Raw genomic sequence first — 22,906 nt, 5'->3', positions numbered from 1 at the left:
TTTCAAATAACATGTTGAAATTTAACAAAAAATATTGCAATATTCGCCTGTCTAAAAACATCACTCTGCAGGTGAAAAAATGAAACGATTTATTCTTGAACGCTCATCGGACGAATTTTATACCTCTCATTCCGGCCTGGCCCTGATCGGGCTCGGTATCAATCGCTTTACCAGCTTGAACGCCAAGCTGAAAAAGGCGATACCCGACACCAAGGACATTGCCAATACAGATGTCATTCGCAGTTATCTCGGGCTCCTCTCGCTTGGCAAAAGCGATTTCGAAGCCATTGCCGACATGAAAGACGACAGGTATTTCCAGCAATCACTTGGCATCAAAGCGGTTCCTTCGCCCGAAACCTTGCGCCAGCGCCTTGACGAAACCGCAACAGTTTTTCAGCCAATTGCTTCCTCCACCTACACGGAGTTCATCCGCAATGCCAAAGGAAAAGTAACCCCCTTGGCCATGGGTCATGTCGCCGTCGATATGGACGTCTTTTGCATGGACAACTCCGGCACCAAAAAAGAAGGTTCCAAGCATACCTATCACGGTTATGACGGCTATGCGCCAATAGCCGCCTACATGGGAGAGGAAGGCTGGTGTATTAATCTTGAGTTCCGGGAGGGCAGCCAGCACAGCCAAAACAATTTTATTCCTTTTCTGCAGGAAACCATCTCCCGTGCCAAGTCTTTAACCAAAAAGTCACTGTTATTCAGGCTTGACTCCGGACACGATGCTGTCGAGACCCGAGCAACGCTTTATGGCCACAAAAAGGTCGATTACATCCTGAAATGGAATCCCCGCAAGCAGGACCTTCCCGCCTGGCTGGCCCGTGGGCTGCAAGAAGGAGAAGTGAGCGAACCACGACGCGGCAAACGGGTTGCCGTATTCAGTTTCAACCAGCTTCAGGAGCACGAGGGCAAGGAGTTCAGTACCCGCCTGATCGTCCGCGTGATTGAACGTACCATTGACAAACGCGGCCAGTTGCTGCTGGTGCCGGATATAGAACTTGAGGGCTGGTGGACATCCCTTTACCTGCCGGAAAAAGAGATCATCAAGCTCTACCGGGACCACGGCACAAGCGAGCAGTTTCACAGCGAATTTAAAACCGACATGGATCTTGAGCGGTTGCCTTCGGGAAAATTTGCGACCAATTCCTTGATCATGTCCTTGGCCGGCTTGGCTTATAACATCTTGCGGTTTATCGGCCAGCTTGGCCTTCTCGGTGATCGCTCACCAGTGCGCCACTCGGCAAAGCGCAGGAGAATTCGTACCGTTATTCAGGAACTCATGTACCGTGCAGCCAGACTGATTGAGACCGGCAGGAAACTGAAGCTGCGGTTCAGCCGCCACTGTTGCGCATTTGACTCGTTTCAGGCCGTTTATAACCGGCTTGCCTTTGGCTAATGCAAGAACAGAAGAGAAATTTGCCGGAAAGTGGCTGAACAGCAGGCCCTGCCGGGAAAATACGCCTAAAAACAGGCAAATATAGCAATTTTTCAAAGAACAACGGGGACGATGTCCCAATTTACCAGCAATATGCTGGCAATATATAAATTTCTGGCGGTCGCGGTGTTGAAATTTTTTCGCGCCCCACAATTTTTAGGGAGAATCCGGGATACCTCACGGATTCAGGTTTTAATCTTGCCCTCATCCAGATCTTCAATACCCAAACCACTTACTTGGTTGTCCCAGCGCAGTGCGTCACGGTTTCTGGCAAGAATCAGGTTTTCCAGTTCCTTAGAACTCAGTTGCCGGTCTTCATCAGCCACTCGCATGTAGGCGCGGCCATAGGCGAGAAATAGGGGCCATCCTTGCCGTTGAATGCAACCTTGATGCAGGTTGCCTTATTAATAGTTTCGAAACTCACATGAGGAAAAATTCTGGGTTCGATGCGGGCAGCTATTGACTGGGAGAGGTCCCGCAGGGTTTTTTCGTTCGCCTCCAGCCCCACGGCCTTGCCGTCATTGCTCATACCGAACCACAGTTCACCGGCGCCATGTTTATTCAGAATGGCAGCGATTGAAACAAGGCCGGCCTTGAGCTGAGAAAGGCTTTTCTTAAATTCAACTGTTTCATTTTCTTGCATGTGTTATACCCAGTTACCAGGAGCCTTCATCGCTATTATTGGTTATTCCTGTTGATAGGGCCAGTGGTTCCTTTTTGAGTTTATTATCCTATGTACAGAATAAGGCACTCTGATTGCCATAGAAAATACGAATGGTTCTGTCAATCTGTTTATGTTTCTTATCTGGCTGAAAACATGACCTGTTTCTTCGTTTCTTCCAACACGCCGTTTCTTCTTTCTTCCGGTCGCTGACCGGGTTTCTTGGTTTATTCGTTCCTTCCAATTTGCGGACAAGGATTTTTCAATTGCTACAGTCCCTTATGTTTTCGGACATTGACCGCCTTCCACTCGAGAAGTGGTTGTTTCTGAATACGCTGTTGCAGGGTGGTGTCACTGGTCAGAATTGTCGAATCAATTTCTCCATGATCAAGCAGCAGATCAAGAAATTCATTTTCATTTGGTTCCAGGGGAAGAACGACTGAAAGGGCTTTCTTGCACTCTCCGACTAAATTATTTGCCCAGATCTCTCTGCCCTGCCCGCCAACAGCGTTTTCCCTGAGAACCGGGAGCAGGCTGTTTTCAAGTTCCTGTACACTGAAATTGACATCACCAATTGATACATTCCGCCAGTCTTTTCTATTCATGGCGCCATAAAGAACAAAGGCTAAGCGGAGCATAGCAGAGTCCAGCTTTTGCTGAGTCAGGAGCAGGTGGACATCAAAAAGATCCCGGCTTGCCTGCCTGGCAAGGAGCGCTGCTATTTTACCGGCTGCTATCTCATGGATATCCAGAATCGGTACCGCGGAAGCCTGATATGACCCGATGGGATGAGAATCCATCAAGCCTATCGGCCACAGAGGCACACGAAACATGAAGTTCAGGTCAACTTCCAGGTTCCCGGACTGGGTGAGGCTGCTTTCATAGCTCATTCGCCATTTTCCTCCGGCATGATCCGTGGGTAGACGGCGAAGGGTGAACCCTTCTCTTGCACAAACGGCGGCAACAGCCTCTTCGAGCTTTGGCCGCTCTTCGAGCATCGTTTCCCTGTCTGGTGCTCCGACATAATTGAGATCTATATCAACTGATAGCCTCGGCACATCAAAATAGAAAAGATTGAGAGCAGTCCCGCCCTTGAGGGCTAAACGACCCTCAATAAAAGGGTGGCCCTGGAATGCTTCAAGAAGGTTGAGAAGATGAATCACCTTCTCCAGAATCTCTGGCCGAAACCCAGTTGCCTGCGCTTCGCGATGCAGTTTTTCCCTTGAAACTTTCACATAACCTCCTGCCAGGAACGATCCAGGATTGATTCCGGAACCATAAGATTCCATGATTTAACCAGGCGCCCGGATTTGCCGCGTTCAAAATACTGCGGTCTTTTGGGTTTGTGCCTGCGAAGCTGTTCAAGATGTTGATCCCTCACCATAAGCGTATCCTGGTGCTGTTCAAGAAAGAAGCCCACCCGGGATATGGTTGTGGCATTATGGAGCTGCAGGGCATATTCAATCACCATTTTTAAATCAAAGAATTCCACTCCTTCCAGAGATCTCCAGATTTCTTCCCAGCTCCCCCCCAGGCGTGGCCGATCCAGAAGGTCGACCAGAGTCCTTTCCAGACTTGTGACTTTTATGTCCAGCCCATTATGGTCCACGGTTTTGACACCAGGCTGCAGAGGATTTTTTAATTTCCCAGGAGGGCGAATGCCGGAAAAGGTATACGATCTGAAGGTGGTGTGACGTCCTCCTTGGCAGGTCAGATATTGATACTGCGTAAACACGGAATAGGCCTTGCCGTGAAATTCTAAAGCTGTGTGATAGGCCAGTACTGCATCATCGGTCATTTTTGCCGCTATGAGGTATGGATCGGCCGGGCATGTTTCGGGTTTCATGCCAAGCGGAACCGTCATATAGAGTCCTCTCCGGATGCGTAACAGGTTGCCCTGCTTGACATGGTATTTCAGAAGAGACTCTTTTGTTTTTACATTGCTGCTCCCTCCGGCTTCCAGAAACCTTGTGAATTCGGCGTGGGTGAATACCGGATGGGTGGCAAAGAATTCTTTGGTGCGCATCGAATCACCATGTTTAATATTTTTTCAGAAACAGGTAATATTATTACTGGTGCATAAATAATATGTCAAAGGATATCTTGGTTTTTCCGTGGATTAATTTGCAGAAATGACACGATACACGTAAAAAAATACCTTGTATTGATATGTTCTGGAAGATTGGAAATAAGTGTCACGCTTTAGTGCTGCGCGTCAATATAAAAATGTACCATTTGAGGATAATACAAGTAACCCGTAATTTTTTTAGGGTTACTTGTACAATTTTCAAGCTGCACCTGCATCCATCTCCGGATTTCATCCCCGGCCGGTCATCCTGGCGATTTCCTTTTCGATCTCCGGGGTAATCTTTTCGATGATGAAGGAGGTCATGTTGTAGGGGGTGTAATTGGTGATGTGTTTGAGCTTCAGGTACAGTGGCTCCGGCATCTTGAGAAGAACCTGTTTCATGACATCCTCGCGCACATATGGTTCCTCCCAGGGGTAGACCGTTTGGATCGGAGCGGGCGGGGCGATAGTCGGCTGCACGGCGCCGGCGGCAAAGGCGTCCAGGGCCGCGTCCTTGTCTTTTGCTGCCGGCACGCCGCGCAGGGGGCTGCTTTTCTTTTTAGTCACCATAGATCTCCTCGTACAATTGGTTCATTTCGTTAACCGCCTTGCGGTCCTGGCCGTACTCGACCACGGCCAGGCCGTCTCTGGCCGCCTTGCGGAAGGCGATGCGGTCCCGGATCATGGATTGGGCCAGGGTCAGATGCTGAAAATTTTCCCGGGTGATGAATTCCCGGGTCTCCCGGTCCTCCCGGATGGCCGGATTGGTGGCGACCCGGTTGATGACGATGAAGGCGGCAAGTTCTTCGTTCAACCCCTTTGCCATCTCCACCAGGGTATCCATCTGGCGGATAGTCCAGATGTCAAACTGGAAGGGCTGCACCGGTATGTAGGCCCGGTCGGCCACGCCGAGGGCGTAGCGCAGCTCCATGGAATCGCGGCCGCCGGCATCGATGATGATCTCGTCGTATCGTTCAGCCAGATCACGGACCTGGGCCGGCAGGCCCTTGCCGAATTTCTGCACACAGGCCACCCGGGGCTCGATGTTTTCCTCATCCCGGACCGTGGCCCAGAAGGAGGCTGTCCCTTGCCGGTCGGTGTCCAGCAGTAGTACGTCCTTTCCCTTCATGGCCAGCATGGCCGCGATGTTGACCGCCAGAGTCGTCTTGCCGGTGCCGCCTTTTTCTCCGCCGAAAACTGTGATGCTCATAGCATAACCCCATCAAAGTATATACGATATATATAGTCTATATTATTTAGCCGATACAGAATGTACAGGCAATAAAAAAACGGCTGCCCAACCACAAAGGTTGGAAACAGCCGTTTTGCGTTACATGGTTTCGTTCATGCCGCTTCGGGAAGATTCTCTTCTTCCCCCGCAGCCAGGCCGGCCTTGTCCAGGACAAAGTCGGCGGCGTTCTGCGCCTTGGCTGCGGCGGTGAAGATCGCCCGGTTGTCGCCTTTGAGGATCTGCAGCCAGGAATTGATGTATTCCGGGTAACGCATCTCCTCGAAAGGGATAGCGGTTGCGGTGCCCAGGAAGGCGGCGCCGATCTCGGCCACCAGTTCCTCGAAGGCATAGTCATTGTCGCCGAAGCGTTTGCCGAAGGTCCGGGCCAGCCGGGCCGGATGTCCGGTCCAGTGGATGATTTCGTGATAGGCGGTGGAGTAATAGAAATCGAGATTCTCGAAGGCGGTGCGCGGCGGCAGGTTGATCCTGTCGGCGGACGGCACATAACAGGCCCGGCCACCTCCATGTTTCAGCACGGGCAGGGTCAGGATCCTTTCCGCCATTTCATTGTCTTCCTGACCAACGACCGCGCCGGGTGCAAGGGCGGGAAGATCGAGCCCTTCGCACTGCTCCACGTTGAAGACCGTGTAAGCCCTGGCAAAGGGGATAACCTTCTGTTGCCTGTTTTCATCCGGCTCCGGGTCAAAATCGGGTGGATCGCTCTCTGCCCGCAGGGGCAGGAATTTCCAGAAGATGACATGCACGCCTTTCTCACCCTTCCTGATGCTGAGAGTGGCGAATTAGCCTTTCCTGGACATGGAAAGATGGCTCTCTCCCCGGACCAGAAAAAAATACGAGAACTTGAGAAAAGTTACTGGTGCCCGGAGCGAGAATCGAACTCGCACAGCAACGAGTGCCGAGGGATTTTAAGTCCCTTGCGTCTACCTGTTCCGCCATCCGGGCTGGTTATTTTGGTATGGATTATTAGCACATTGCCGTCATGTTGGCAAGATGCAAATAACCGGAATCAATTGTCAAAATTTTCCCAATGCCGACCAGAGCACTCCGGCGGCAATGGCCGAGCCGATCACGCCCGCCACATTGGGGGCCATGGCGTGCATGAGGAGGAAATTGCCGGGGTCTTCCTTCTGACCGATCGCCTGCACCACCCTGGCTGAATCCGGCACCGCCGAAACACCGGCCGCGCCGAGCAGCGGGTTGATTTTTTCCTTGAGAAAAAGGTTCATGAATTTGGCAAAAAGAACACCGCCCATGGTGGCGACAACAAATGACAAGGCACCCAGAACAAAGATGAGAATCGATTGCGGGGTGAGGAAGGTCTGGGCCTGGGTTGAGGCGCCGACGGTCAGCCCCAGCAGGATGGTGACGATGTCGATCAGCGCGTTGCGGGCGGAATTGGCCAGTCTGTCGGTCACCGTGCTTTCCTTCAGGAGATTGCCGAAAAAGAGCATGCCGAGCAGGGTGATGGCGCCGGGCGCGATCAGGGTGCAGATCAGAAAGGCGACAATGGGAAAGATGATCCGTTCCCTGCGGCTCACCTTGCGCGGAGGTTTCATGCGGATCTTCCTTTCCGCCCTGGTGGTGCAGAGATACATGACCGGCGGCTGAATGACCGGCACCAGGGCCATGTAGGAGTAGGCGGCAATGGCGATGGGCCCGAGCAGTTCCGGGGCGATCATTGACGACAGAAAGATCGCGGTCGGGCCGTCGGCGCCGCCGATAATGCCGATGGCTCCCGCCTGTTGCGGTGAAAAACCGAGATACAGAGCGCCGAGAAAGGTCAGGAAAACGCCGATCTGGGCCGCGGCCCCGAGCAGGATGAGTTTCGGATTCGACAGCATGGTGGAAAAATCGGTCATGGCGCCGATGCCGAGAAAAATAAGGGGCGGATAAATACCCTTCATGACGCCGTAGTAAAGATAGTTGAGCACGCTCCCTTCTTCATAAATGCCCAGCGGCATGCCGGTGATCGGCGGAATGTTCCCGACGATGATGCCGAAACCGATGGGCACCAGCAGCAGCGGTTCATAATCCTTGACCACCGCCAGGTAAATGAAAATGACTCCCACCAGGATCATCACCAGATTGCCCCACTCAAGATTGGCAAATCCGGAATTATGATAAAAGGTAGCGAAATCCATGGGGGAAATCCTCAGGCAATAAGAATGAGTTTCTGGTCATGATTGACGGTATCGCCCTCGGCAACAAGAATCTTTTTGACCACGCCTCCCCATTCGGCGGTGATGATGTTCTCAAGTTTCATGGCCTCAAGCACCAGAAGCTTCTGCCCGACCAGCACCTTGTCTCCCACCTCCACGGCAATCTCCAGAATATGGCCGGGCAACGGCGAACAGACACACCCCTCGCTCTGCTCCGTGCCGGCAAATGAAACAGGAGTCGTTTTTTCCGCAAAAACGGTTGGCGTTGAAAGAGGCTGGATTGGTTCTTGAACGGCTTTGGCGGCGGCAAGATTGACGATTTTGTTGATCGCCACGATATGTTCAACACCGTTTACCTCGGCCCTGATGGTTTCCTCGGTGACTTCGCGGATAATCACTTCATATTCATTGCCGTTAACCGTCAGGTTATAGAGTCGCATGGCGCTGATCCGATTTTGAGATAATGATGGTTAATGGTGTGGGAAGACGCGGCGTGAAACATGGGTTCGTTGCGACATTCCCTGCACCCTGCCGGAAATCTGCCAAAGAGAATCGACATCCCCGTGACTTTTCCAGGTAATCTTTTGATTTTCCTCGGGAAAATTCTGGTCCAGATGAAAGGCCGCGGCAATGGCGAGCAGGATCTCTTTTTCCGCCGGCGACTCCTCAAGCACACCATTTCCCTTTTTCGCCTGCCCGTCTCTTTTTCTTTTGTCGATGAACTGGAGAAATCGCGGCAGAAAGGCGATATAGAGGCTTATGATCGCAAGCCCGGAAAAGACCAGCAGCATGCCGAAAAGGCTGAAGGTGACGGCATTGAAATCCCCGACAAAAAAGTTGTCTGTTCCGATATGCGGCAAGGAGAAATTCATGGCTTACAAGGGGATATTCCCATGTTTCTTCATGGGGTTGGTGTCACGTTTGTTTTTCAGCATACCCAGCGCCTTGATGATGCGGAACCGGGTACGGGCCGGTTCAATGATGTCATCGACATAACCGCGTCTTGCCGCCACATAGGGATTTGCCACCGTGTCGGCGTATTCCTTTTCCCGATCCGCCAGAAACTGCTCGGGATTGTCGGTGTCGCGCGCCTCCCGGCCATAAAGCACCTCCACCGCGCCTTTTGCCCCCATGACGGCGATTTCCGCAGTGGGCCAGGCATAATTGACATCACCCCGCAGATGCTTGGAGGACATGACGCAATAGGCTCCGCCATAGGCCTTGCGGGTAATCACCGTGACCTTGGGAACAGTGGCCTCGGCATAGGCGTAAAGGATTTTGGCGCCATTGCGGATGACGCCGTTATACTCCTGGTTGGTGCCGGGCAGAAAGCCCGGCACATCGACAAAGGTGACAATGGGAATATTAAAGCAGTCGCAGAACCGGACAAAGCGGGCCGCCTTGATCGAGGCATCGATATCGAGCACGCCGGACAGGCAGCAGGGCTGATTGGCGACAATACCGACACTGCTGCCGTTATAGCGGGCAAAGCCGGTGATGATATTTGCGGCAAAAAGCTCTTTGACCTCAAGAAACTCGCCGTCGTCAACGGTGCGCAGGATGACCTGCTTCATGTCATAGGCGGCATTGGGATTGTCCGGAATGATCTGGTTGAGCAGTTCATCCCGGCGCTCCGGCCGGTCGCTTGTCGGCTTGAACGGGGGATTTTCCACATTGTTCTGCGGCACATAGGAAAAAAGCTTTTTCACATAGGCAACGGCATCGGCGCCGCTTTCCGCCGCATAATCAGCCACGCCGCTTTTGGCGGCATGAACGGAGGCGCCGCCGAGCTGCTCGACCGTCACATCCTCGTGGGTGACCGATTTCACCACCTTGGGCCCGGTGAGAAACATATAGCTGTTGTTTTTGACCATGACGGCAAAATCGGTAAGCGCCGGCGAATAAACCGCGCCGCCCGCGCAGGGGCCGAAAATGGCGGAAATCTGCGGCACCACTCCCGAGGCCATGACATTGCGCAGAAAAATATCCGTGTAGCCGGCCAGGCTCTCGATTCCTTCCTGAATGCGCGCGCCGCCCGAGTCGTTGAGGCCGATTACCGGCGCGCCGTTTTTGATGGCCAGATCCATGATCTTGCAGATCTTTTCGGAAAAGGTTTCAGACAGCGACCCGCCAAGGACGGTGAAGTCCTGGGAAAAGACATAAACGAGACGGCCGTCAATGGTGCCGTACCCGGTCACCACCCCATCGCCGAGAAACTGCTTGTCCGCCATGCCGAAATCCTGGCAGCGGTGGGCCTTGAACATGTCAAACTCCTCAAAGGAGCCCTCATCAAGCAGCAGGGCCAGCCGTTCCCGGGCCGTCATCTTGTTCTGGGCGTGATGCTTGTCTATTTTATCCTGCCCGCCGCCGAGCCGGGCCTGGGCGCGCAGCGCCATCAGCTCATCAAGTTTTTTCTGCATGGTCATTTCTTTTTTCCTTGTGCGCAGAACTCGGTCAGGACACCGAAGGTTGATTTCGGATGGAGAAAAGCAATCTGCTTCCCCCCCGCCCCTTCCACCGGAACCTCATGCACCATGCGGCAGCCGGACTCTTTCGCCTGATCGATCTCTTTTTCAATATCGTCCGTCCGGTAGGCAATATGATGAAAGCCCTCCCCTTTTTTCTCAAGGAAAACAGCAACAGGACTTTCCGCATCCAAGGGTTCAAGCAGCTCGATGTGCACCTCGCCGAGACGGAAAAAAGCTGTTTTCACCTTCTGGCTCGGCACTGTTTCCATCTTTTCCAAGGTGAGCCCCAGGGCATCTTCGTAAAATCGGCGGGCCTGGTCGATGGATTTGACGGCAATACCGATATGATCAATTTTTTTTAGCATTCTCGTCTTAATACTGTTTGTATTCGCCGAAAACCCGGCGCAGCACGTTGCAGATTTCACCCAAGGTAGCATACTCCCTTACCGCGTCCAGGACAAAGGGAAAAAGATTGGCATCCCCCCGGGCCGCCTGCTCAAGTTTCTGCAAGGCATGGTTTACTTTGTCACTATTGCGCGATTTTTTCAATCGGCAAAGTGCGGCAACCTGCATGGACTCAACCTCGGGATCGACCTTCAGGGTGGCGGGCCTCTTTTCTTCGTCGCTTTGAAAGCCGTTCACCCCGACAATGATCCGTTCCCCGCTTTCGATTTCCCGTTGATAAACATAGGCGGCATCCTCGATCTGGCGCTGGATGAAGCCGTCCTCGATGGCGGCGACAACCCCGCCCGCCCTGTCGATGCGGGCAATGAGTTCTTCCGCCTGCTGCTCGATACGGTTGGTCAGCTCCTCGATAAAATAGGAGCCGGCCAGGGGGTCGACGGTATTGGCCACCCCCGATTCATGGGCGATGACCTGCTGGGTGCGCAGGGCGATGCGCACCGAATCCTCGGTGGGCAACGACAATGCCTCATCCCGGGAATTTGTGTGCAGGGATTGGGTGCCGCCGAGGACGGCAGCCAATGCCTGGATGGTGACCCGCACGATATTGTTATCGATCTGCTGGGCGGTCAAGGTATTTCCCGCCGTCTGGGTGTGAAAACGAAGCATCAAGCCGGCGGGATTTTTGGCCTGAAAGCGTTCCTTCATGATCCTGGCCCACAGTCGCCGGGCAGCCCGGAACTTGGCGACCTCTTCAAGCAGATCGGAGGAGGCGTTAAAAAAGAAGGCGAGACGCCGGGCAAAAACATCAAGTTCAAGGCCCGCGTCCAGGGCGGTCTGCACATAGGTAATGCCGTTGGCCAGGGTAAAGGCCACCTCCTGCACGGCAGTGGACCCCGCTTCCCGGATGTGATAGCCGGAAATGGAAATAGTGTTGAATTCCGGGGTGTGGTCGCCGCACCATTGAAAAATATTGGTGATCAGCCGCAGGCTGGGAACCGGCGGAAAGATATAGGTACCCCGGGCCACATATTCCTTGAGAATGTCATTCTGGATGGTGCCTTTCAGCTTTTCCGGCGCAACCCCCTGTTTTTCCGCGACCGCCACATACATGGCAAGCAGGACAATGGCCGGGGAATTGATGGTCATGGAGGTGCTGACGCTGTCCAGGGGAATGCGGTCAAACAGGATCTCCATGTCGGCAAGGGAATCGATGGCCACACCCACCTTGCCCACCTCGCCCAGGCTCATCGGATCGTCGGAATCATAGCCGATCTGGGTCGGCAGATCAAAGGCCACCGACAAACCGGTCGTCCCCTGCTCAAGCAGATAGCGGTAGCGCCGGTTTGATTCAGCGGCGGTGGAAAAGCCGGCATACTGGCGCATGGTCCACAGCCGGCCCCGATACATCGTCGGCTGCACCCCGCGGGTAAAGGGGTAACGGCCCGGAAACCCGATTTTTTCCGTATACTCCGCATCGATTTCGGCAGGCAACGACAGGCGCGGTATCTCATCGCCGCCGTGGTTGACGAATTTTTCCTTCCGTTCCGGGAAGCGACGCAGACTGCGGGCCAGATCATTTTCCCGCCATTCTTGCAGTTCTTTGTTTTCTTTCATTTTTTTATTCACTTTGTTTTTCCGTGAACATCTTTTCCGCCAGGATTTTCGCGGCCGCGCGCGGCTCATCCGGCAGGGAATCGGATTTGGTCAGTTCCTCCGTCAGGCGGGGTTTGATCATCTCCAGCACCCAGTCGACAATTTCCTTTCGGCGCGATGCCTCGCGCCTTTTTGCACGAATGGCGGCCTCCCGCAAATGGACGTCAAAACCGGCGATGGCCAGGGCCAGTTCGTCGATCCCCTTTTCCTCGGTGGCCACCGTGCTCACCACCCGCGAGGTCCAGGCATCATTTTGGTCACGCAGTGCGGCCTCCATGTCCATCACCAGTGTTTCCGCGCCCCGGCAGTCCGCCTTGTTGATCACCAGCAGATCGGCAACCTCCAGAATACCGGCCTTCATGGCCTGAATCGAGTCACCCATTCCAGGGGCGAGAACCATGATGGTCACATCCGCCAGCCGCACGATATCCATTTCCGACTGCCCGACACCGACCGTCTCAATAATGATGGGGGAACAGCCGGCTGCGGCCATGATGCGCACCGCGGCGCCCGCGGCGGCGCACAAACCGCCCAGTCTGCCGCGGGTGGCCATGGAACGCACCACCACATCCGGGTCCAGGGCGTGGCCCATCATGCGCACCCGGTCACCCAGCAAGGCGCCGCCGCTGATGGGCGACGACGGGTCAACCGCGATAATGCCGACCCTTTTGCCGAGACTCCGGTAATGACGGATCAGGCCGCTGGTCAAGGTTGATTTGCCGACACCCGGCGATCCGGTGATGCCGAGCACCAGCGCACGGTCGAAACTCGGCTTATCCAGGGAAGAAAGAAGAAAGGCGGCAGCGTCGTCGTTATCCTCGACAAGCGAGATGGCGCGGGCGATGGCGCGTGTCTGCCGGTTATGCAGACCCTCAAGAATTTTTTCCGGTTCGTGCCGCATGCGGATTTCAGAGAGCGCTCTGTTTGTCGTGGGAGGCGCAGGCGTTACGGAAGGCCTGGAGAATATCGAGCAGGGGCGTGCCCGGCGTGAAAACCTCTGCGATGCCGGCCTCCTTGAGCACGGCAATATCCTCATCCGGAATCACCCCGCCGCCGAGCACCTTGATATCAGCGGCATTGGCGGCACGCAGGGCGTCCATCACGGCGGGAAAGAGGCGGAGATGGCCGCCTGACAGGGAAGAAAGACCGATAACCGCAACATCCTCCTGCAGGGCGGCGGCGACTATCTCGGCAGGGGTGCGGCGGATGCCGGTGTACACCACTTCAAAGCCCGCGTCCCGCAGGGCACGGGCGATGAATTTCGCGCCCCGGTCATGGCCGTCCAGGCCCGGCTTGGCAATCAACACCCGGTATGGCTTATCTTTTTTCGACATTGGCGAATATTTCCTTGGAAAATTTCCCGAGCATGGTCAAATCCCGGCAGACATGAATGCCGCAGGACTCCATGGCGCTGATTTTTGCTGCCGCGGTGCCGCTGCCGCCGCTGATAATGGCCCCGGCATGCCCCATCCTGCGGCCGGGCGGAGCGGTCAGGCCGGCAATAAACCCCACCACCGGTTTTGTCATCTTCTCCTTGACATAAAGCGCCGCATCCTCCTCGGACCGGCCGCCGATTTCACCCACCAGCACCACCCCGTCCGTCCCGCTGTCTCGTTCAAATTCGGCAAGGCAGTCAATAAACGAGGTGCCGATGACCGGATCACCGCCAATGCCGAGACAGGTCGACTGGCCGATTCCTTGACGGCTCAATTGATGCACCACTTCATAGGTCAATGTTCCGGAACGGGAAACGACGCCGATGCGTCCGGTTTTGTGAATCGGTCCCGGCATAATGCCCGCCTTGCATTCCCCAGGGGTGATGATTCCCGGACAATTGGGACCGATCAAGCGGGAGCGGGTCAGGGAAAGGTAATTTTTCACCTTGAGCATATCAAGCACCGCAATGCCCTCGGTGATGCAGACAATGAGTTTCACCCCGGCGTCGGCCGCCTCGCAGATGGCGTCCGCGGCAAATGCGGGGGGAACGAACAGAAGGCTGGCGTCGGCTTTGGTTGCGCGAACCGCATCATGAACCGTATCAAAGACGGGAACGCCGTCAACCGCTTCACCGCCCTTGCCGGGGGTGACGCCGGCAACAACATTTGTGCCGTAGGCAAGGCACTGGGCGGCATGAAAACGCCCTTCCCTGCCGGTGATTCCCTGAATCAGCAATCGGGTCGATTTCTTGATAAAGATGCTCATGCCACCATCTCCGCCACTTTTGCCGCTGCATCGGCCAGGTCGCTTGCAGAAATGAGGCTGAGTCCCGATTCGGCCAGGATCGCCCTGCCCTGCTCCACGTTGGTGCCTTCCATCCTGATGACGACGGGCACGGAGATGCCGACATTTTTCGCCGCCTCGACAATGCCCCGGGCAAGCACGTCGCACCGGAGTATGCCGCCGAAAATATTAACCAGGATTCCCTTGACGTTGGCGTCGCTCATGATGAGGGCAAAACCCTTTTCCACCATTTCCGCGGTGGCGCCGCCTCCCACGTCGAGAAAATTCGCCGGTTCGGCTCCGGCCTTTTTTATGATGTCCATGGTGGCCATGGCCAGGCCCGCGCCATTCACCATGTTGCCGACATTGCCGGACAGTCTGATATAATTGAGATTATAGCGACGCGCCGCGACCTCGAGCGGGTCCTCCTCGTTTTCGTCCCGGAACCGACGAAGCTCCGGATGCCGGAAGAGCCCGTTGCCGTCCAGATCAACTTTGGCGTCAAGGGCAAGGGGCATCCCGTTTTTGGTGACAACCAGGGGATTAATTTCCACCAGCGAGCAGTCATTTTCAACAAAACAGGTATAAAGCGATGTGACAAAGGACGTCCAGATAGCGGTCCGCTCTTTTGCTATGCCGAAACCGAAAAGAAGCTGCCGGATGTGATGCGGCAGGATCCCCTGCAGCGGATTGACATGAACCTTGAGAATTTTCTCAGGCGTCATGGCCGCTGTTTCCTCGATATCCATCCCCCCGGCAGTGCTTGCCATGAACACAATCGAGGCGGTTTCCCGATCCGGCAGCACGGAAAGATACAGTTCGCGCTCAATGTCGACCGCCTCCTCGATAAGCACGGAGCGGACCAGACGCCCTTCCGCTCCGGTCTGGGGCGTGACAAGCCGCATGCCGAGGATATTGCCGCAACAGCGGGTGAACTCGTCGGCATTGGCGGCGAGCTTCACCCCGCCCCCCTTTCCCCTGCCGCCGGCGTGGATCTGCGCCTTGATCACCAAGGGAAATGAGGCCAATTCCCAGGCAGCGGCCAGCGCCTCATCAAGGCTGGTGGCCACCTTGCCGGAGGGAACGAGAATGCCGTATTTGCGAAAAAGCTCTTTTGCCTGAAACTCGTGAATTTTCATATAGCGCCGGATGAGCCGATGGCCCTGTTATCTCCCCAGTCGAAGTGATTCCGCAAAAAACTTATTTCGGAAAGCCCTTGCTGGTAAGCAGATCGGTGATCTCGTTTAAAATTGTCGGATCGTCGATTGTGGATGGCATGCGGTACTGCTTGCCGTTGGCGATGGCCCGCATGGTGCCGCGCAGAATCTTCCCGGATCGCGTCTTGGGAAGCCGGTTGGCCAGCATGGATTCCTTGTAGCAGGCGATCGGACCGATCTGATCGCGCACCATCAGGGTCAGTTCCTTTTTCACCTCCTCGAAATCACGATTCACTCCGGCCTTCAAAATAATAAATCCCACCGGCAGCTCGCCCTTCAACTCATCATGGGTGCCGATGACGGCGCATTCCGCCACGTCGGGATGGTTGGAGATAACCTCTTCCATGGCGCCGGTTGACAGTCGATGGCCGGCGATGTTGATAACGTCATCAATCCTGCCCATGACGTAAACATAACCGTCCTCGTCGATATAGCCGCCGTCGCTGGTTTCGTAATAGCCCTTGAAGTTGGACATGTATGACGTGACGAATTTTTTCTCATCCTTCCACAACGAGGCAAGGGTGCCGGGCGGCAGGGGCAGTTTCACCACCACATTGCCTTCCTGGTTGGGGCCGAGTTCCTTGCCGGTGTTATCAAGAATTCGCACATCATAACCGGGCACCGGTTTCGTCGGCGAGCCGGGCTTGACCGGAAATTCCTCGATGCCGCGACAGTTGGCGACAATGGCCCAGCCGGTTTCCGTCTGCCACCAGTGGTCAATCACCGGCCTTTGCAGAAGATTGCCGGCCCAGTGGTAGGTATCCGGATCAAGTCTTTCGCCGGCAAGATACAGGGCCTCAAAATTATCCAGGTTATATTTCCGGCAATATTCGCCGTTGGGGTCCTCTTTCTTGATGGCCCGGAAAGCGGTGGGAGCGGTGAAAAGCACCTTGACGCCGTGCTGGGAAATTACCCGCCAGAAGGCTCCGGGATCAGGGGTGCCGATGGGTTTGCCCTCATAAAAAACCGTGGTGCAGCCACGCAGCAGGGGTCCATACACAATATAGGAATGGCCGACGACCCACCCGACATCCGAAGCCGACCAGAAGACATCCCCGGCATCGACATTGTAGACGTTTTTCATGCTCCAGTTGAGGGCAACGGCATGACCGCCGTTGTCCCGCATGACCCCTTTGGGCATGCCGGTGGTGCCGGAGGTATAGAGGATATACAAAGGATCGGTGGCCTCGACCGGCACACAATCAACAGGTGTCGCCGCGCGTATCGCCTCCCGCCAGTCGAGATCCCGCCCCTGCTTGAGTTCCGCGGTGACAAAGGGACGTTGAAAGATAATGCACTTGTGCGGCTTATGGCTTGCCATGTCAATGGCATTGTCGACAAGAGGCTTATAGGCGAGAATCTTTTTCCCTTCAATGGCGCCGGAGGCGGTGACAACCACCTTGGGCTGGGCATGGTCGACCCGGATGGCAAGCTCATGGGCGGCAAACCCGCCGAAAACAACGGAATGAATGGCCCCCAGACGGGCGCAGGCCAGCATGGCCACCGCCGCCTCGGGAATCATCGGCATATAGATGATCACCGTATCGCCCTTGCCGACGCCCTGGTCGCGCAGCGCGCCGGCAAAAACAGCGACCTGATCCAGCAGTTCACGGTATGAGATTTTTCTGATCGTATCGGTGACCGGAGAATCGTAAATTATGGCCGCCTGCTCCCCGCGACCGGCTGCAACATGGCGGTCGACGGCATTAAAGCAGGTGTTCATCTCTCCGCCTGAAAACCAGCGGTAAAAAGGTGGATTATCATCATTGAGGACTCTGTCCCACTTCTTGTACCAGGATATCCCTTCAGCCGCCTCTGCCCAGAAAATATCAGGCTGCTCAATGCTGCCGCGGAAAATTTCGTCATACCGTGTCATGATCCGTCCTCAATCGTGCCTGTTAATAAAATCTCCTGAATCAGGTAGTTTTACCCATAATCAGGTTTCCATAGCATTGAAAATCAGCTTTGTCAAGCAGAGGTAAAACGTGGCGGGACAAGGTGTCACAGGGCGACATTTTTCACGGAGAAAGAGAAGGAAACGCGGAGGGATGATCGGGCAATAAAAAAACCCGCCGGAAGGCGGGTTTTTTTATTGCATTCATGCAGGGAAGATGATCAACCGCAGGAGCTCCCGCAGGAACCGCAGGCTGATTTTCCACCCAGCGGCACACTTGACGATATGGCGAATCCGGAACGGGGTCCGGCATCGACGAAATCGACCTTGATGCTGCCGCAGCTGCTCAGAAGTGATGAATCAACCAGGAATTTCAGAGTATCCTGGTCAAATACCTTGTCATTGTCTTTTGGCTCATCCAGAGCCAACCCGAGTGACGGGCCGGCTCAGCCGCCCTGCATCAGGGCGACACGGATAGCGGAATCAATACTATTCTGCTCCATATACGCCTTTAAATTTTTAATGGCCAGATCAGTCACATTCAACATTACGAAAACCTCCTGTTAAAAAAATTATGAAAAGATTATAAAAAAGTAAAACTGAAATGATTAATTCACGATGGGAGTGCTGCGAACTGATAAAAACACACGTTGAATTTAATAAAATTTCTCAAATTATAAGTTATTAAACGTGAGAAGTCAATAAAATGGTCACGGAGCAAAAAAAATCAAAAATGAGACATTTGTTTGCAGGACAGGCAACAACCATCTATAATCAAAAAAGAATTGACACCACTCCGCAATTCCCTCAATGCTACATTGTCAGATAAATATACAATGTGCATGAAAACAAAAAAAACAATACGGATGAGCGGATTTTTTCTTACTAATGTTCTGACCTTCAGGAATCGTCCATGAAAAAAATAGTTATTTCTACCGGTGGAGGGGATGCGCCCGGCTTGAATGCCGTCATCTATTCCGTGGTCATGGCCTCGCAGTGGCGCGGTTGGGAAGTATACGGCAGCCGACAGGGCTACCTGGGGCTGCTCGACGTGGACGAGCTCATTCGGCTCACGCCCAAGGATGTGGCTGACATCACCCCCACGGGTGGAACCATCCTGGGCTCAACCAACAAGGGCAACCCCTTTTCCATGCCGGTTGAAAACCTGGCCGGCGAATTTCAGATCCGCGACATTTCCGACCGGGTGATGAAAAATTTCAAACGGATGAATTTTTATTGCCATATCGCGGTGGGAGGTGACGGCAGTTTGGAGATCGCCCACCGTTTTTTCACGGAAAAGGGCATGCCGGTCATCGGCGTGCCGAAAACCATCGACAACGACCTGCAGGCCACCCAGATGACCTTCGGCTTTGACACGGCTGTTTCCACCGCCACCGAGGCGCTGGACAAACTCCATTCCACCGCCAAATCCCACGACAGGGTGCTGGTGGTCGAGGTCATGGGCCGGGATTCGGGCTGGATTGCCTTGAATTCAGGAATCTCCGGCGGCGCGGATGTTATTTTGATTCCGGAATTGCCCTTTGATATCGATCTCGTCTGTGAAAAAATTACCGACAACGAGCTGCATGAAAAACATTATGCCATCGTGGTGGTGGCTGAAGGGGCAAAGGCCAAGGACCAGGAGGCGATTCACAAGGGAGAAGGTGAAATCGGCAGGGCCGAAAAAATACTCGGGGGTATCGGCGAATGGGTGGCCAAGGAAATCAACAAGCGCACCGGCAAGGACACCAGATCCTTGGTGCTCGGCCATCTGCAACGCGGCGGCTCGCCAACCACATTCGACCGGCTGCTGGCCCTGCGATTCGGCGCCACGGCCGTGCGGCTTGCCGAACAAGGCAACTTTGACCAGATGGTGGCCCTGTCCGGCGACCAGATGTGCGCCGTTCCGCTTGCCGATGCGGTCAAAGGCAGGAAAAAGGTGCCGCTGGACAGCGACAAGGTTCTGACCGCCCGGGAGATAGGCATCTGTTTCGGCGGCTGAACCGAAATCCGACCGCGTTTTTTTACGGGAGGTTCAGCCGGCAGACCCCGCCGCCGATTCACGAAACAAGGCGATAGGGCCGTTATTTCTCATCCTTGAATACGTCCAGATACTCCTGCCATTCCAGGGGGAGCATCTGGCGCTTCTTGTTATTACACTCCTTGCAGGCGGGCACGAGATTTCCCTTGCTGCTTTTTCCTCCGCGGGACAGGGGTTGCAGATGGTCCATGGTCAGTTCCGCCGGGGGAAATTTCCGCTTGCAGTAATAACAGATGCCCTCGGCAATTCTGTTTTGCCACCAGCGGCTTTTCCTGAGGTCCCGCGCCTTGGCCTTTTCCTTTTTTATCAGCCCCTCATCAATACCGATGAATCCGTAGTCATCCATCATTCTTCATCAACCAGATCGCCAAGGAGAATGTGCCGCGCCGCGCCGATCAGATACAGGGAACCGGCCACGCAAACCAGGTCATCACAACAGGATGCCCTTTCGGCGCAGGTCAATGCCTCTTTTACCGTGTCACAACAAACCGCCCGATGGCGCAACTCCTCCGGCAGTATGTCGAGAAGCTGGCCGGGTGTCGCCGACCGCTCGCTTTCAGGCCGGGTGAAAATGAGGGTATCACAAAGCGGGGCTATGATAGTGAGTGTTTTGCGGATATCCTTGTCCCCCATGCTGGCCCAGACGCAGATGAGTCTTTTATAGTCAAACTCCGTTTCCAGGCTTTGTTTCAGACAATCGACACCGGCCGGGTTATGGGCGCCGTCCAGAAGATATCGTCGCACATCCTCTTTTTCCGCGCCGTTTTCCTTTGCGTCGTCAGCCGTCATGATCCGTCCCGACGACACGTTCCGGCGGAAATATTCGAGCCTGCCCGGCCAGCGCACCTGCAACAGGGCGGATCTGATGCGATCCGGGTCAAGGGGGAAACCAAGGTTTTGCAGGAAATCCAGGGCAGCCAGGGCAATGGCGGCGTTATCGAACTGATACACCCCTTTCATTGCCAGACGGACGCCTTCTATTTTCAGACCAAGGGGACCAATAAAATTGTGGGTGCCTTTCTCATTTTTTTCAAAATAAAAATCACGCCCCAGCAAGGACAAGGGCGCGTTCTTTTCCCGGCAGACCCGGATGACAACCTCCCGGCTATCATCCGCCGCCACCCCGCTGACAACCGGGATGGACGGTTTGATAATCCCCGCCTTTTCCATGGCGATCAGGCGCAAGGTTGCCCCCAGGTGCATTTCATGATCCATTGAAACATTGGTGATGATGCTGACCAGGGGCGTGATGACATTGGTCGCATCGAGCCTGCCGCCGAGCCCCACCTCAAGGATGACGATGTCCACTTTTTCCCCGGCAAACCAAAGCAGGGCCAGGGCGGTGGTAAACTCAAAATAGGTAATCCGCCGGTCACCCAGGCTGTGCCGGATGCGGGTTGCGATTTCGGCAAAGTCCTTTTTCGAAATATAGCGATCATTGATGCGGAAACGTTCGCGAACGGAACTGAGATGGGGCGAGGTATAAAGACCGACCCGATAGCCGGCATCCGCCAGCAGGGTGAGCAAGGTGGCGGAAACAGACCCCTTGCCGTTGGTTCCCGCCACATGAATGAATTTCAGCTGTTTCTGCGGGTGATCAACACCTTCAAGAAAACCGGCCATGCTGTCAAGGCCGAGCTTGATCTTGAAAAACTGCAACCTGTCAAGATACGACCAGGCCTCTTCGTATTGCATACCTGTTACTTCCTGTTAAAAAGGGAATCTGCGCGACACCGGCGTTTCATCAAGACCGGATGAAAACGGGTAAAGATAGCAGAACACCGGCGGTGCCGCAAGAAAATCCCCTGCTCAGGCTTCATTTTGCCCCTCCCCCTTTTATGACGCACCGCAACAAAGACATTCCTCTTTAAAACAGCATGTTGCCTTTGCAACTTGGTGCCTTTGCGTCAAAAAAACGACTTTTGGCGAATACAACATATTGACAAATAATAAGAGCCTGAGTAAGAAAGAAAAATTCTATGCAAAATCAGCGAGAAGAGCCGGCACCAAAGTTTCGGACAGTGCATTAAAGACGAGAACACACCCTGACAAAAGGGAGCACCAATGAGCAAAACGAAACGAAAGCGGGGAATCGTGTTCGTGGCTTCCGCCTCGGCAATGAGCCAAGAGCAGATCTGCCCCCCCTTCGCCCCCCGGAATGCCGGTTTGTTTTCCATGTTGCATGCCCAATATCGCAATAAGTGGAAAGCATCAAGCTTTTTTGTAATAAGGAGACACCATGGAGACGGATTTTCCTTTTCTTTGTCTTCAATATCAAAATAAGTGAAATTTTAATCCGTCTATAGGGGCAATATGGCGGACAACTTTCCAATTATTGCACTGTTAACCATCAAAAAATGAATCCAGAAAACGGCACAATATCCAATTGGAATGAAGAAAAAGGCTTTGGGTTTATTCTCCCCAAGTCAGGCGGCAAAACCATCTTTGCCCATATCAATGACTATAGCCGAAATCATAAATATCCTTTTGCTGGGCTTGAAGTTGAATATTTTATTTCAAACGATCAAAAAGGGCGAAAATGTGCTGTCGATGTCCGCCCGTTAAAAGGACACAAGAAACCGAGTCCAAGTTCAAGACAAAAAATACTTTCTATCTTCCTCTTCTGCGGTTTTGCGATTGTCCTATATTCTCTCTTTGATTCTAAATTAATCCCTATAGAACTACTTGGTTTTTATGCGGCTCTGTGTGCAATTGCATTCATAATGTATGCAAAAGATAAAAGTGCAGCTGAATGGGGAAATTGGAGAACCGCAGAAAGCACTTTGCATATTTTATCGTTATTAGGTGGTTGGCCAGGTGCCGGCCTTGCGCAGAGCTTCTTGAGGCATAAATCTAAAAAAATATCATTCCGAGTAACATACTGGATTACGGTATTTCTAAATTGTGGAGCCCTTTATTGGTTGATAACACCAGAGGGTAGTCTTTGGTTAAACACCATAATTAAAAACATAAATCATGGCTAACAATTCAATACAGGAAGGGATGGAAATGGGGGAAATGGGGTCGGGCCACGCTAACTATTTAAAAGTAAAAGAAATAAGTATCAATTTGTGCCCATATTTCAGTTTATAATGGCGATTTTGATGTCAAAAATACAAATATAGATGATTCTATTGGCGTAATGGCAAGGGCAAAGAGGCATTATCTTCCAGGACAAATATGGCATCTTACTCACCGATGCCATAAAAGAGAATTCCTGCTCAAGCTAGTGATGGACAGGCGGAAGTGGGTTCAATGGCTATTTGAGGCGAAAAAACGGTATGGGTTGGTGATACTGAATTATGCGGTGACCTCGAATCATGTCCATTTGCTCGTCATGGATGAAAAGGGAAGAGACGTCATCCCTCAATCAATCAAGTTAGTGGCAGGAAGGACGGGGCAAGAATACAATTTGAGAAAAAAC

23 protein-coding genes, 1 tRNA gene and 1 pseudogene are annotated in these 22,906 nt (G+C 53.6%); 4 read left to right on the top strand and 21 right to left on the bottom strand.

Going from position 1 to position 22,906, the window contains the following annotated elements:
• Positions 1 to 79 precede the first annotated feature (79 nt).
• Entirely contained in the window at positions 80 to 1,405 is a 1,326-nt protein-coding gene (locus BM485_14900) for a transposase (protein ID OKY74217.1), read from the top strand.
• 340 nt (positions 1,406 to 1,745) lie between these two features.
• On the opposite strand, the gene BM485_14895 is transcribed toward BM485_14900, so the two are convergent.
• The 19 genes and pseudogenes from BM485_14895 to BM485_14805 all read right to left on the bottom strand — a co-directional run bounded on the left by BM485_14895 (position 1,746) and on the right by BM485_14805 (position 17,989).
• Positions 1,746 to 2,087 carry a hypothetical protein gene (locus tag BM485_14895; GenBank protein ID OKY74216.1) on the bottom strand — a complete coding sequence of 114 codons (342 nt, stop codon included), beginning with the start codon at positions 2,085 to 2,087 and terminating at the stop codon, positions 1,746 to 1,748.
• A 287-nt stretch (positions 2,088 to 2,374) separates the two neighbouring features.
• Entirely contained in the window at positions 2,375 to 3,394 is a 1,020-nt protein-coding gene (locus tag BM485_14890; protein OKY74215.1) for a hypothetical protein, read from the bottom strand.
• Positions 3,337 to 4,131: a transcriptional regulator gene (locus BM485_14885; GenBank protein ID OKY74214.1), complete on the bottom strand. Its 795-nt coding sequence runs from the start codon at positions 4,129 to 4,131 to the stop codon at positions 3,337 to 3,339. Before BM485_14885 ends, BM485_14890 begins: the two co-directional genes overlap by 58 nt.
• A gap of 291 nt (positions 4,132 to 4,422) precedes the next feature.
• Positions 4,423 to 4,743, bottom strand: coding sequence for a hypothetical protein (locus BM485_14880; protein OKY74213.1), 321 nt, complete (start codon positions 4,741 to 4,743; stop codon positions 4,423 to 4,425).
• Complete coding sequence (locus BM485_14875) at positions 4,733 to 5,383, bottom strand: chromosome partitioning protein (protein ID OKY74212.1); 651 nt, start codon at positions 5,381 to 5,383, stop codon at positions 4,733 to 4,735. The genes BM485_14880 and BM485_14875 overlap by 11 nt, the downstream gene beginning before the upstream one ends.
• Positions 5,384 to 5,517: 134 nt before the next feature.
• Positions 5,518 to 6,168 carry a hypothetical protein gene (locus BM485_14870; GenBank protein OKY74211.1) on the bottom strand — a complete coding sequence of 217 codons (651 nt, stop codon included), beginning with the start codon at positions 6,166 to 6,168 and terminating at the stop codon, positions 5,518 to 5,520.
• 111 nt (positions 6,169 to 6,279) lie between these two features.
• Positions 6,280 to 6,367, bottom strand: a tRNA-Leu gene (locus BM485_14865).
• Positions 6,368 to 6,438: 71 nt separating this feature from the next.
• A complete protein-coding gene (locus tag BM485_14860) occupies positions 6,439 to 7,566 on the bottom strand; it encodes a glutaconyl-CoA decarboxylase subunit beta (protein OKY74210.1) in 1,128 nt (375 codons plus the stop codon).
• 11 nt (positions 7,567 to 7,577) lie between these two features.
• The gene (locus tag BM485_14855; GenBank protein OKY74209.1) at positions 7,578 to 8,024 is read right to left on the bottom strand and encodes a hypothetical protein; all 447 of its coding nucleotides are present in this window, start codon (positions 8,022 to 8,024) and stop codon (positions 7,578 to 7,580) included.
• A gap of 30 nt (positions 8,025 to 8,054) precedes the next feature.
• Entirely contained in the window at positions 8,055 to 8,456 is a 402-nt protein-coding gene (locus BM485_14850) for a hypothetical protein (protein ID OKY74208.1), read from the bottom strand.
• Positions 8,457 to 8,459: 3 nt separating this feature from the next.
• On the bottom strand, positions 8,460 to 10,010 hold the full coding sequence (locus tag BM485_14845; GenBank protein ID OKY74207.1) for a methylmalonyl-CoA carboxyltransferase: 1,551 nt from the start codon (positions 10,008 to 10,010) through the stop codon (positions 8,460 to 8,462).
• Positions 10,007 to 10,417 carry a methylmalonyl-CoA epimerase gene (locus tag BM485_14840; GenBank protein ID OKY74206.1) on the bottom strand — a complete coding sequence of 137 codons (411 nt, stop codon included), beginning with the start codon at positions 10,415 to 10,417 and terminating at the stop codon, positions 10,007 to 10,009. The genes BM485_14845 and BM485_14840 overlap by 4 nt, the downstream gene beginning before the upstream one ends.
• 7 nt (positions 10,418 to 10,424) lie before the next feature.
• The gene (locus tag BM485_14835; protein ID OKY74219.1) at positions 10,425 to 12,071 is read right to left on the bottom strand and encodes a methylmalonyl-CoA mutase; all 1,647 of its coding nucleotides are present in this window, start codon (positions 12,069 to 12,071) and stop codon (positions 10,425 to 10,427) included.
• Positions 12,072 to 12,075: 4 nt separating this feature from the next.
• A complete protein-coding gene (locus tag BM485_14830; protein ID OKY74205.1) occupies positions 12,076 to 13,011 on the bottom strand; it encodes a hypothetical protein in 936 nt (311 codons plus the stop codon).
• A 7-nt stretch (positions 13,012 to 13,018) separates the two neighbouring features.
• Entirely contained in the window at positions 13,019 to 13,444 is a 426-nt protein-coding gene (locus tag BM485_14825) for a methylmalonyl-CoA mutase (GenBank protein ID OKY74204.1), read from the bottom strand.
• The gene (locus BM485_14820) at positions 13,428 to 14,312 is read right to left on the bottom strand and encodes a succinate--CoA ligase subunit alpha (GenBank protein ID OKY74203.1); all 885 of its coding nucleotides are present in this window, start codon (positions 14,310 to 14,312) and stop codon (positions 13,428 to 13,430) included. The genes BM485_14825 and BM485_14820 overlap by 17 nt, the downstream gene beginning before the upstream one ends.
• Positions 14,309 to 15,469: a succinate--CoA ligase subunit beta gene (locus BM485_14815; protein OKY74202.1), complete on the bottom strand. Its 1,161-nt coding sequence runs from the start codon at positions 15,467 to 15,469 to the stop codon at positions 14,309 to 14,311. Before BM485_14815 ends, BM485_14820 begins: the two co-directional genes overlap by 4 nt.
• A gap of 61 nt (positions 15,470 to 15,530) precedes the next feature.
• On the bottom strand, positions 15,531 to 17,423 hold the full coding sequence (gene prpE / locus BM485_14810; protein OKY74201.1) for a propionyl-CoA synthetase: 1,893 nt from the start codon (positions 17,421 to 17,423) through the stop codon (positions 15,531 to 15,533).
• Between the two features lie 239 nt (positions 17,424 to 17,662).
• Positions 17,663 to 17,989, bottom strand: a pseudogene (locus BM485_14805) (adhesin).
• Positions 17,990 to 18,354: 365 nt separating this feature from the next.
• Between BM485_14805 and BM485_14800 the strand changes: the two are divergent.
• Positions 18,355 to 19,443: a 6-phosphofructokinase gene (locus tag BM485_14800; protein OKY74200.1), complete on the top strand. Its 1,089-nt coding sequence runs from the start codon at positions 18,355 to 18,357 to the stop codon at positions 19,441 to 19,443.
• 82 nt (positions 19,444 to 19,525) lie between these two features.
• On the opposite strand, the gene BM485_14795 is transcribed toward BM485_14800, so the two are convergent.
• On the bottom strand, positions 19,526 to 19,831 hold the full coding sequence (locus BM485_14795; protein OKY74199.1) for an HNH endonuclease: 306 nt from the start codon (positions 19,829 to 19,831) through the stop codon (positions 19,526 to 19,528).
• Entirely contained in the window at positions 19,828 to 21,177 is a 1,350-nt protein-coding gene (locus tag BM485_14790) for a bifunctional folylpolyglutamate synthase/dihydrofolate synthase (protein OKY74198.1), read from the bottom strand. Before BM485_14790 ends, BM485_14795 begins: the two co-directional genes overlap by 4 nt.
• A gap of 662 nt (positions 21,178 to 21,839) precedes the next feature.
• Between BM485_14790 and BM485_14785 the strand changes: the two genes are divergently transcribed.
• Together BM485_14785 and BM485_14780 are read left to right on the top strand one after the other, a co-directional pair.
• On the top strand, positions 21,840 to 22,466 hold the full coding sequence (locus BM485_14785; protein OKY74197.1) for a hypothetical protein: 627 nt from the start codon (positions 21,840 to 21,842) through the stop codon (positions 22,464 to 22,466).
• A 158-nt stretch (positions 22,467 to 22,624) separates the two neighbouring features.
• Positions 22,625 to 22,906, top strand: a 282-nt coding sequence (locus BM485_14780) for a transposase (protein ID OKY74218.1), incomplete at its 3' end; no start/stop codon positions are given.

It is taken from the genome of Desulfobulbaceae bacterium DB1 (assembly GCA_001914235.1).
Taxonomy (GTDB): domain Bacteria; phylum Desulfobacterota; class Desulfobulbia; order Desulfobulbales; family SURF-16; genus DB1.
This window is presented reverse-complemented; position numbering and strand designations above follow the sequence as displayed.

What these genes read in the sequence shown, in the direction of transcription:
- prpE (OKY74201.1), bottom strand. Translation starts at nt 17,423, where the DNA reads ATGACACGGTATGACGAAATTTTCCGCGGCAGCATTGAGCAGCCTGAT.
- BM485_14860 (OKY74210.1), bottom strand. Translation starts at nt 7,566, where the DNA reads ATGGATTTCGCTACCTTTTATCATAATTCCGGATTTGCCAATCTTGAG.
- BM485_14815 (OKY74202.1), bottom strand. Translation starts at nt 15,469, where the DNA reads ATGAAAATTCACGAGTTTCAGGCAAAAGAGCTTTTTCGCAAATACGGC.
- BM485_14900 (OKY74217.1), top strand. Translation starts at nt 80, where the DNA reads ATGAAACGATTTATTCTTGAACGCTCATCGGACGAATTTTATACCTCT.
- BM485_14830 (OKY74205.1), bottom strand. Translation starts at nt 13,011, where the DNA reads ATGCGGCACGAACCGGAAAAAATTCTTGAGGGTCTGCATAACCGGCAG.
- BM485_14845 (OKY74207.1), bottom strand. Translation starts at nt 10,010, where the DNA reads ATGACCATGCAGAAAAAACTTGATGAGCTGATGGCGCTGCGCGCCCAG.
- BM485_14825 (OKY74204.1), bottom strand. Translation starts at nt 13,444, where the DNA reads ATGTCGAAAAAAGATAAGCCATACCGGGTGTTGATTGCCAAGCCGGGC.
- BM485_14835 (OKY74219.1), bottom strand. Translation starts at nt 12,071, where the DNA reads ATGAAAGAAAACAAAGAACTGCAAGAATGGCGGGAAAATGATCTGGCC.
- BM485_14840 (OKY74206.1), bottom strand. Translation starts at nt 10,417, where the DNA reads ATGCTAAAAAAAATTGATCATATCGGTATTGCCGTCAAATCCATCGAC.
- BM485_14795 (OKY74199.1), bottom strand. Translation starts at nt 19,831, where the DNA reads ATGATGGATGACTACGGATTCATCGGTATTGATGAGGGGCTGATAAAA.
- BM485_14885 (OKY74214.1), bottom strand. Translation starts at nt 4,131, where the DNA reads ATGCGCACCAAAGAATTCTTTGCCACCCATCCGGTATTCACCCACGCC.
- BM485_14820 (OKY74203.1), bottom strand. Translation starts at nt 14,312, where the DNA reads ATGAGCATCTTTATCAAGAAATCGACCCGATTGCTGATTCAGGGAATC.
- BM485_14785 (OKY74197.1), top strand. Translation starts at nt 21,840, where the DNA reads ATGAATCCAGAAAACGGCACAATATCCAATTGGAATGAAGAAAAAGGC.
- BM485_14800 (OKY74200.1), top strand. Translation starts at nt 18,355, where the DNA reads ATGAAAAAAATAGTTATTTCTACCGGTGGAGGGGATGCGCCCGGCTTG.
- BM485_14790 (OKY74198.1), bottom strand. Translation starts at nt 21,177, where the DNA reads ATGCAATACGAAGAGGCCTGGTCGTATCTTGACAGGTTGCAGTTTTTC.
- BM485_14875 (OKY74212.1), bottom strand. Translation starts at nt 5,383, where the DNA reads ATGAGCATCACAGTTTTCGGCGGAGAAAAAGGCGGCACCGGCAAGACG.
- BM485_14850 (OKY74208.1), bottom strand. Translation starts at nt 8,456, where the DNA reads ATGAATTTCTCCTTGCCGCATATCGGAACAGACAACTTTTTTGTCGGG.
- BM485_14895 (OKY74216.1), bottom strand. Translation starts at nt 2,087, where the DNA reads ATGCAAGAAAATGAAACAGTTGAATTTAAGAAAAGCCTTTCTCAGCTC.
- BM485_14880 (OKY74213.1), bottom strand. Translation starts at nt 4,743, where the DNA reads ATGGTGACTAAAAAGAAAAGCAGCCCCCTGCGCGGCGTGCCGGCAGCA.
- BM485_14855 (OKY74209.1), bottom strand. Translation starts at nt 8,024, where the DNA reads ATGCGACTCTATAACCTGACGGTTAACGGCAATGAATATGAAGTGATT.
- BM485_14890 (OKY74215.1), bottom strand. Translation starts at nt 3,394, where the DNA reads ATGGAATCTTATGGTTCCGGAATCAATCCTGGATCGTTCCTGGCAGGA.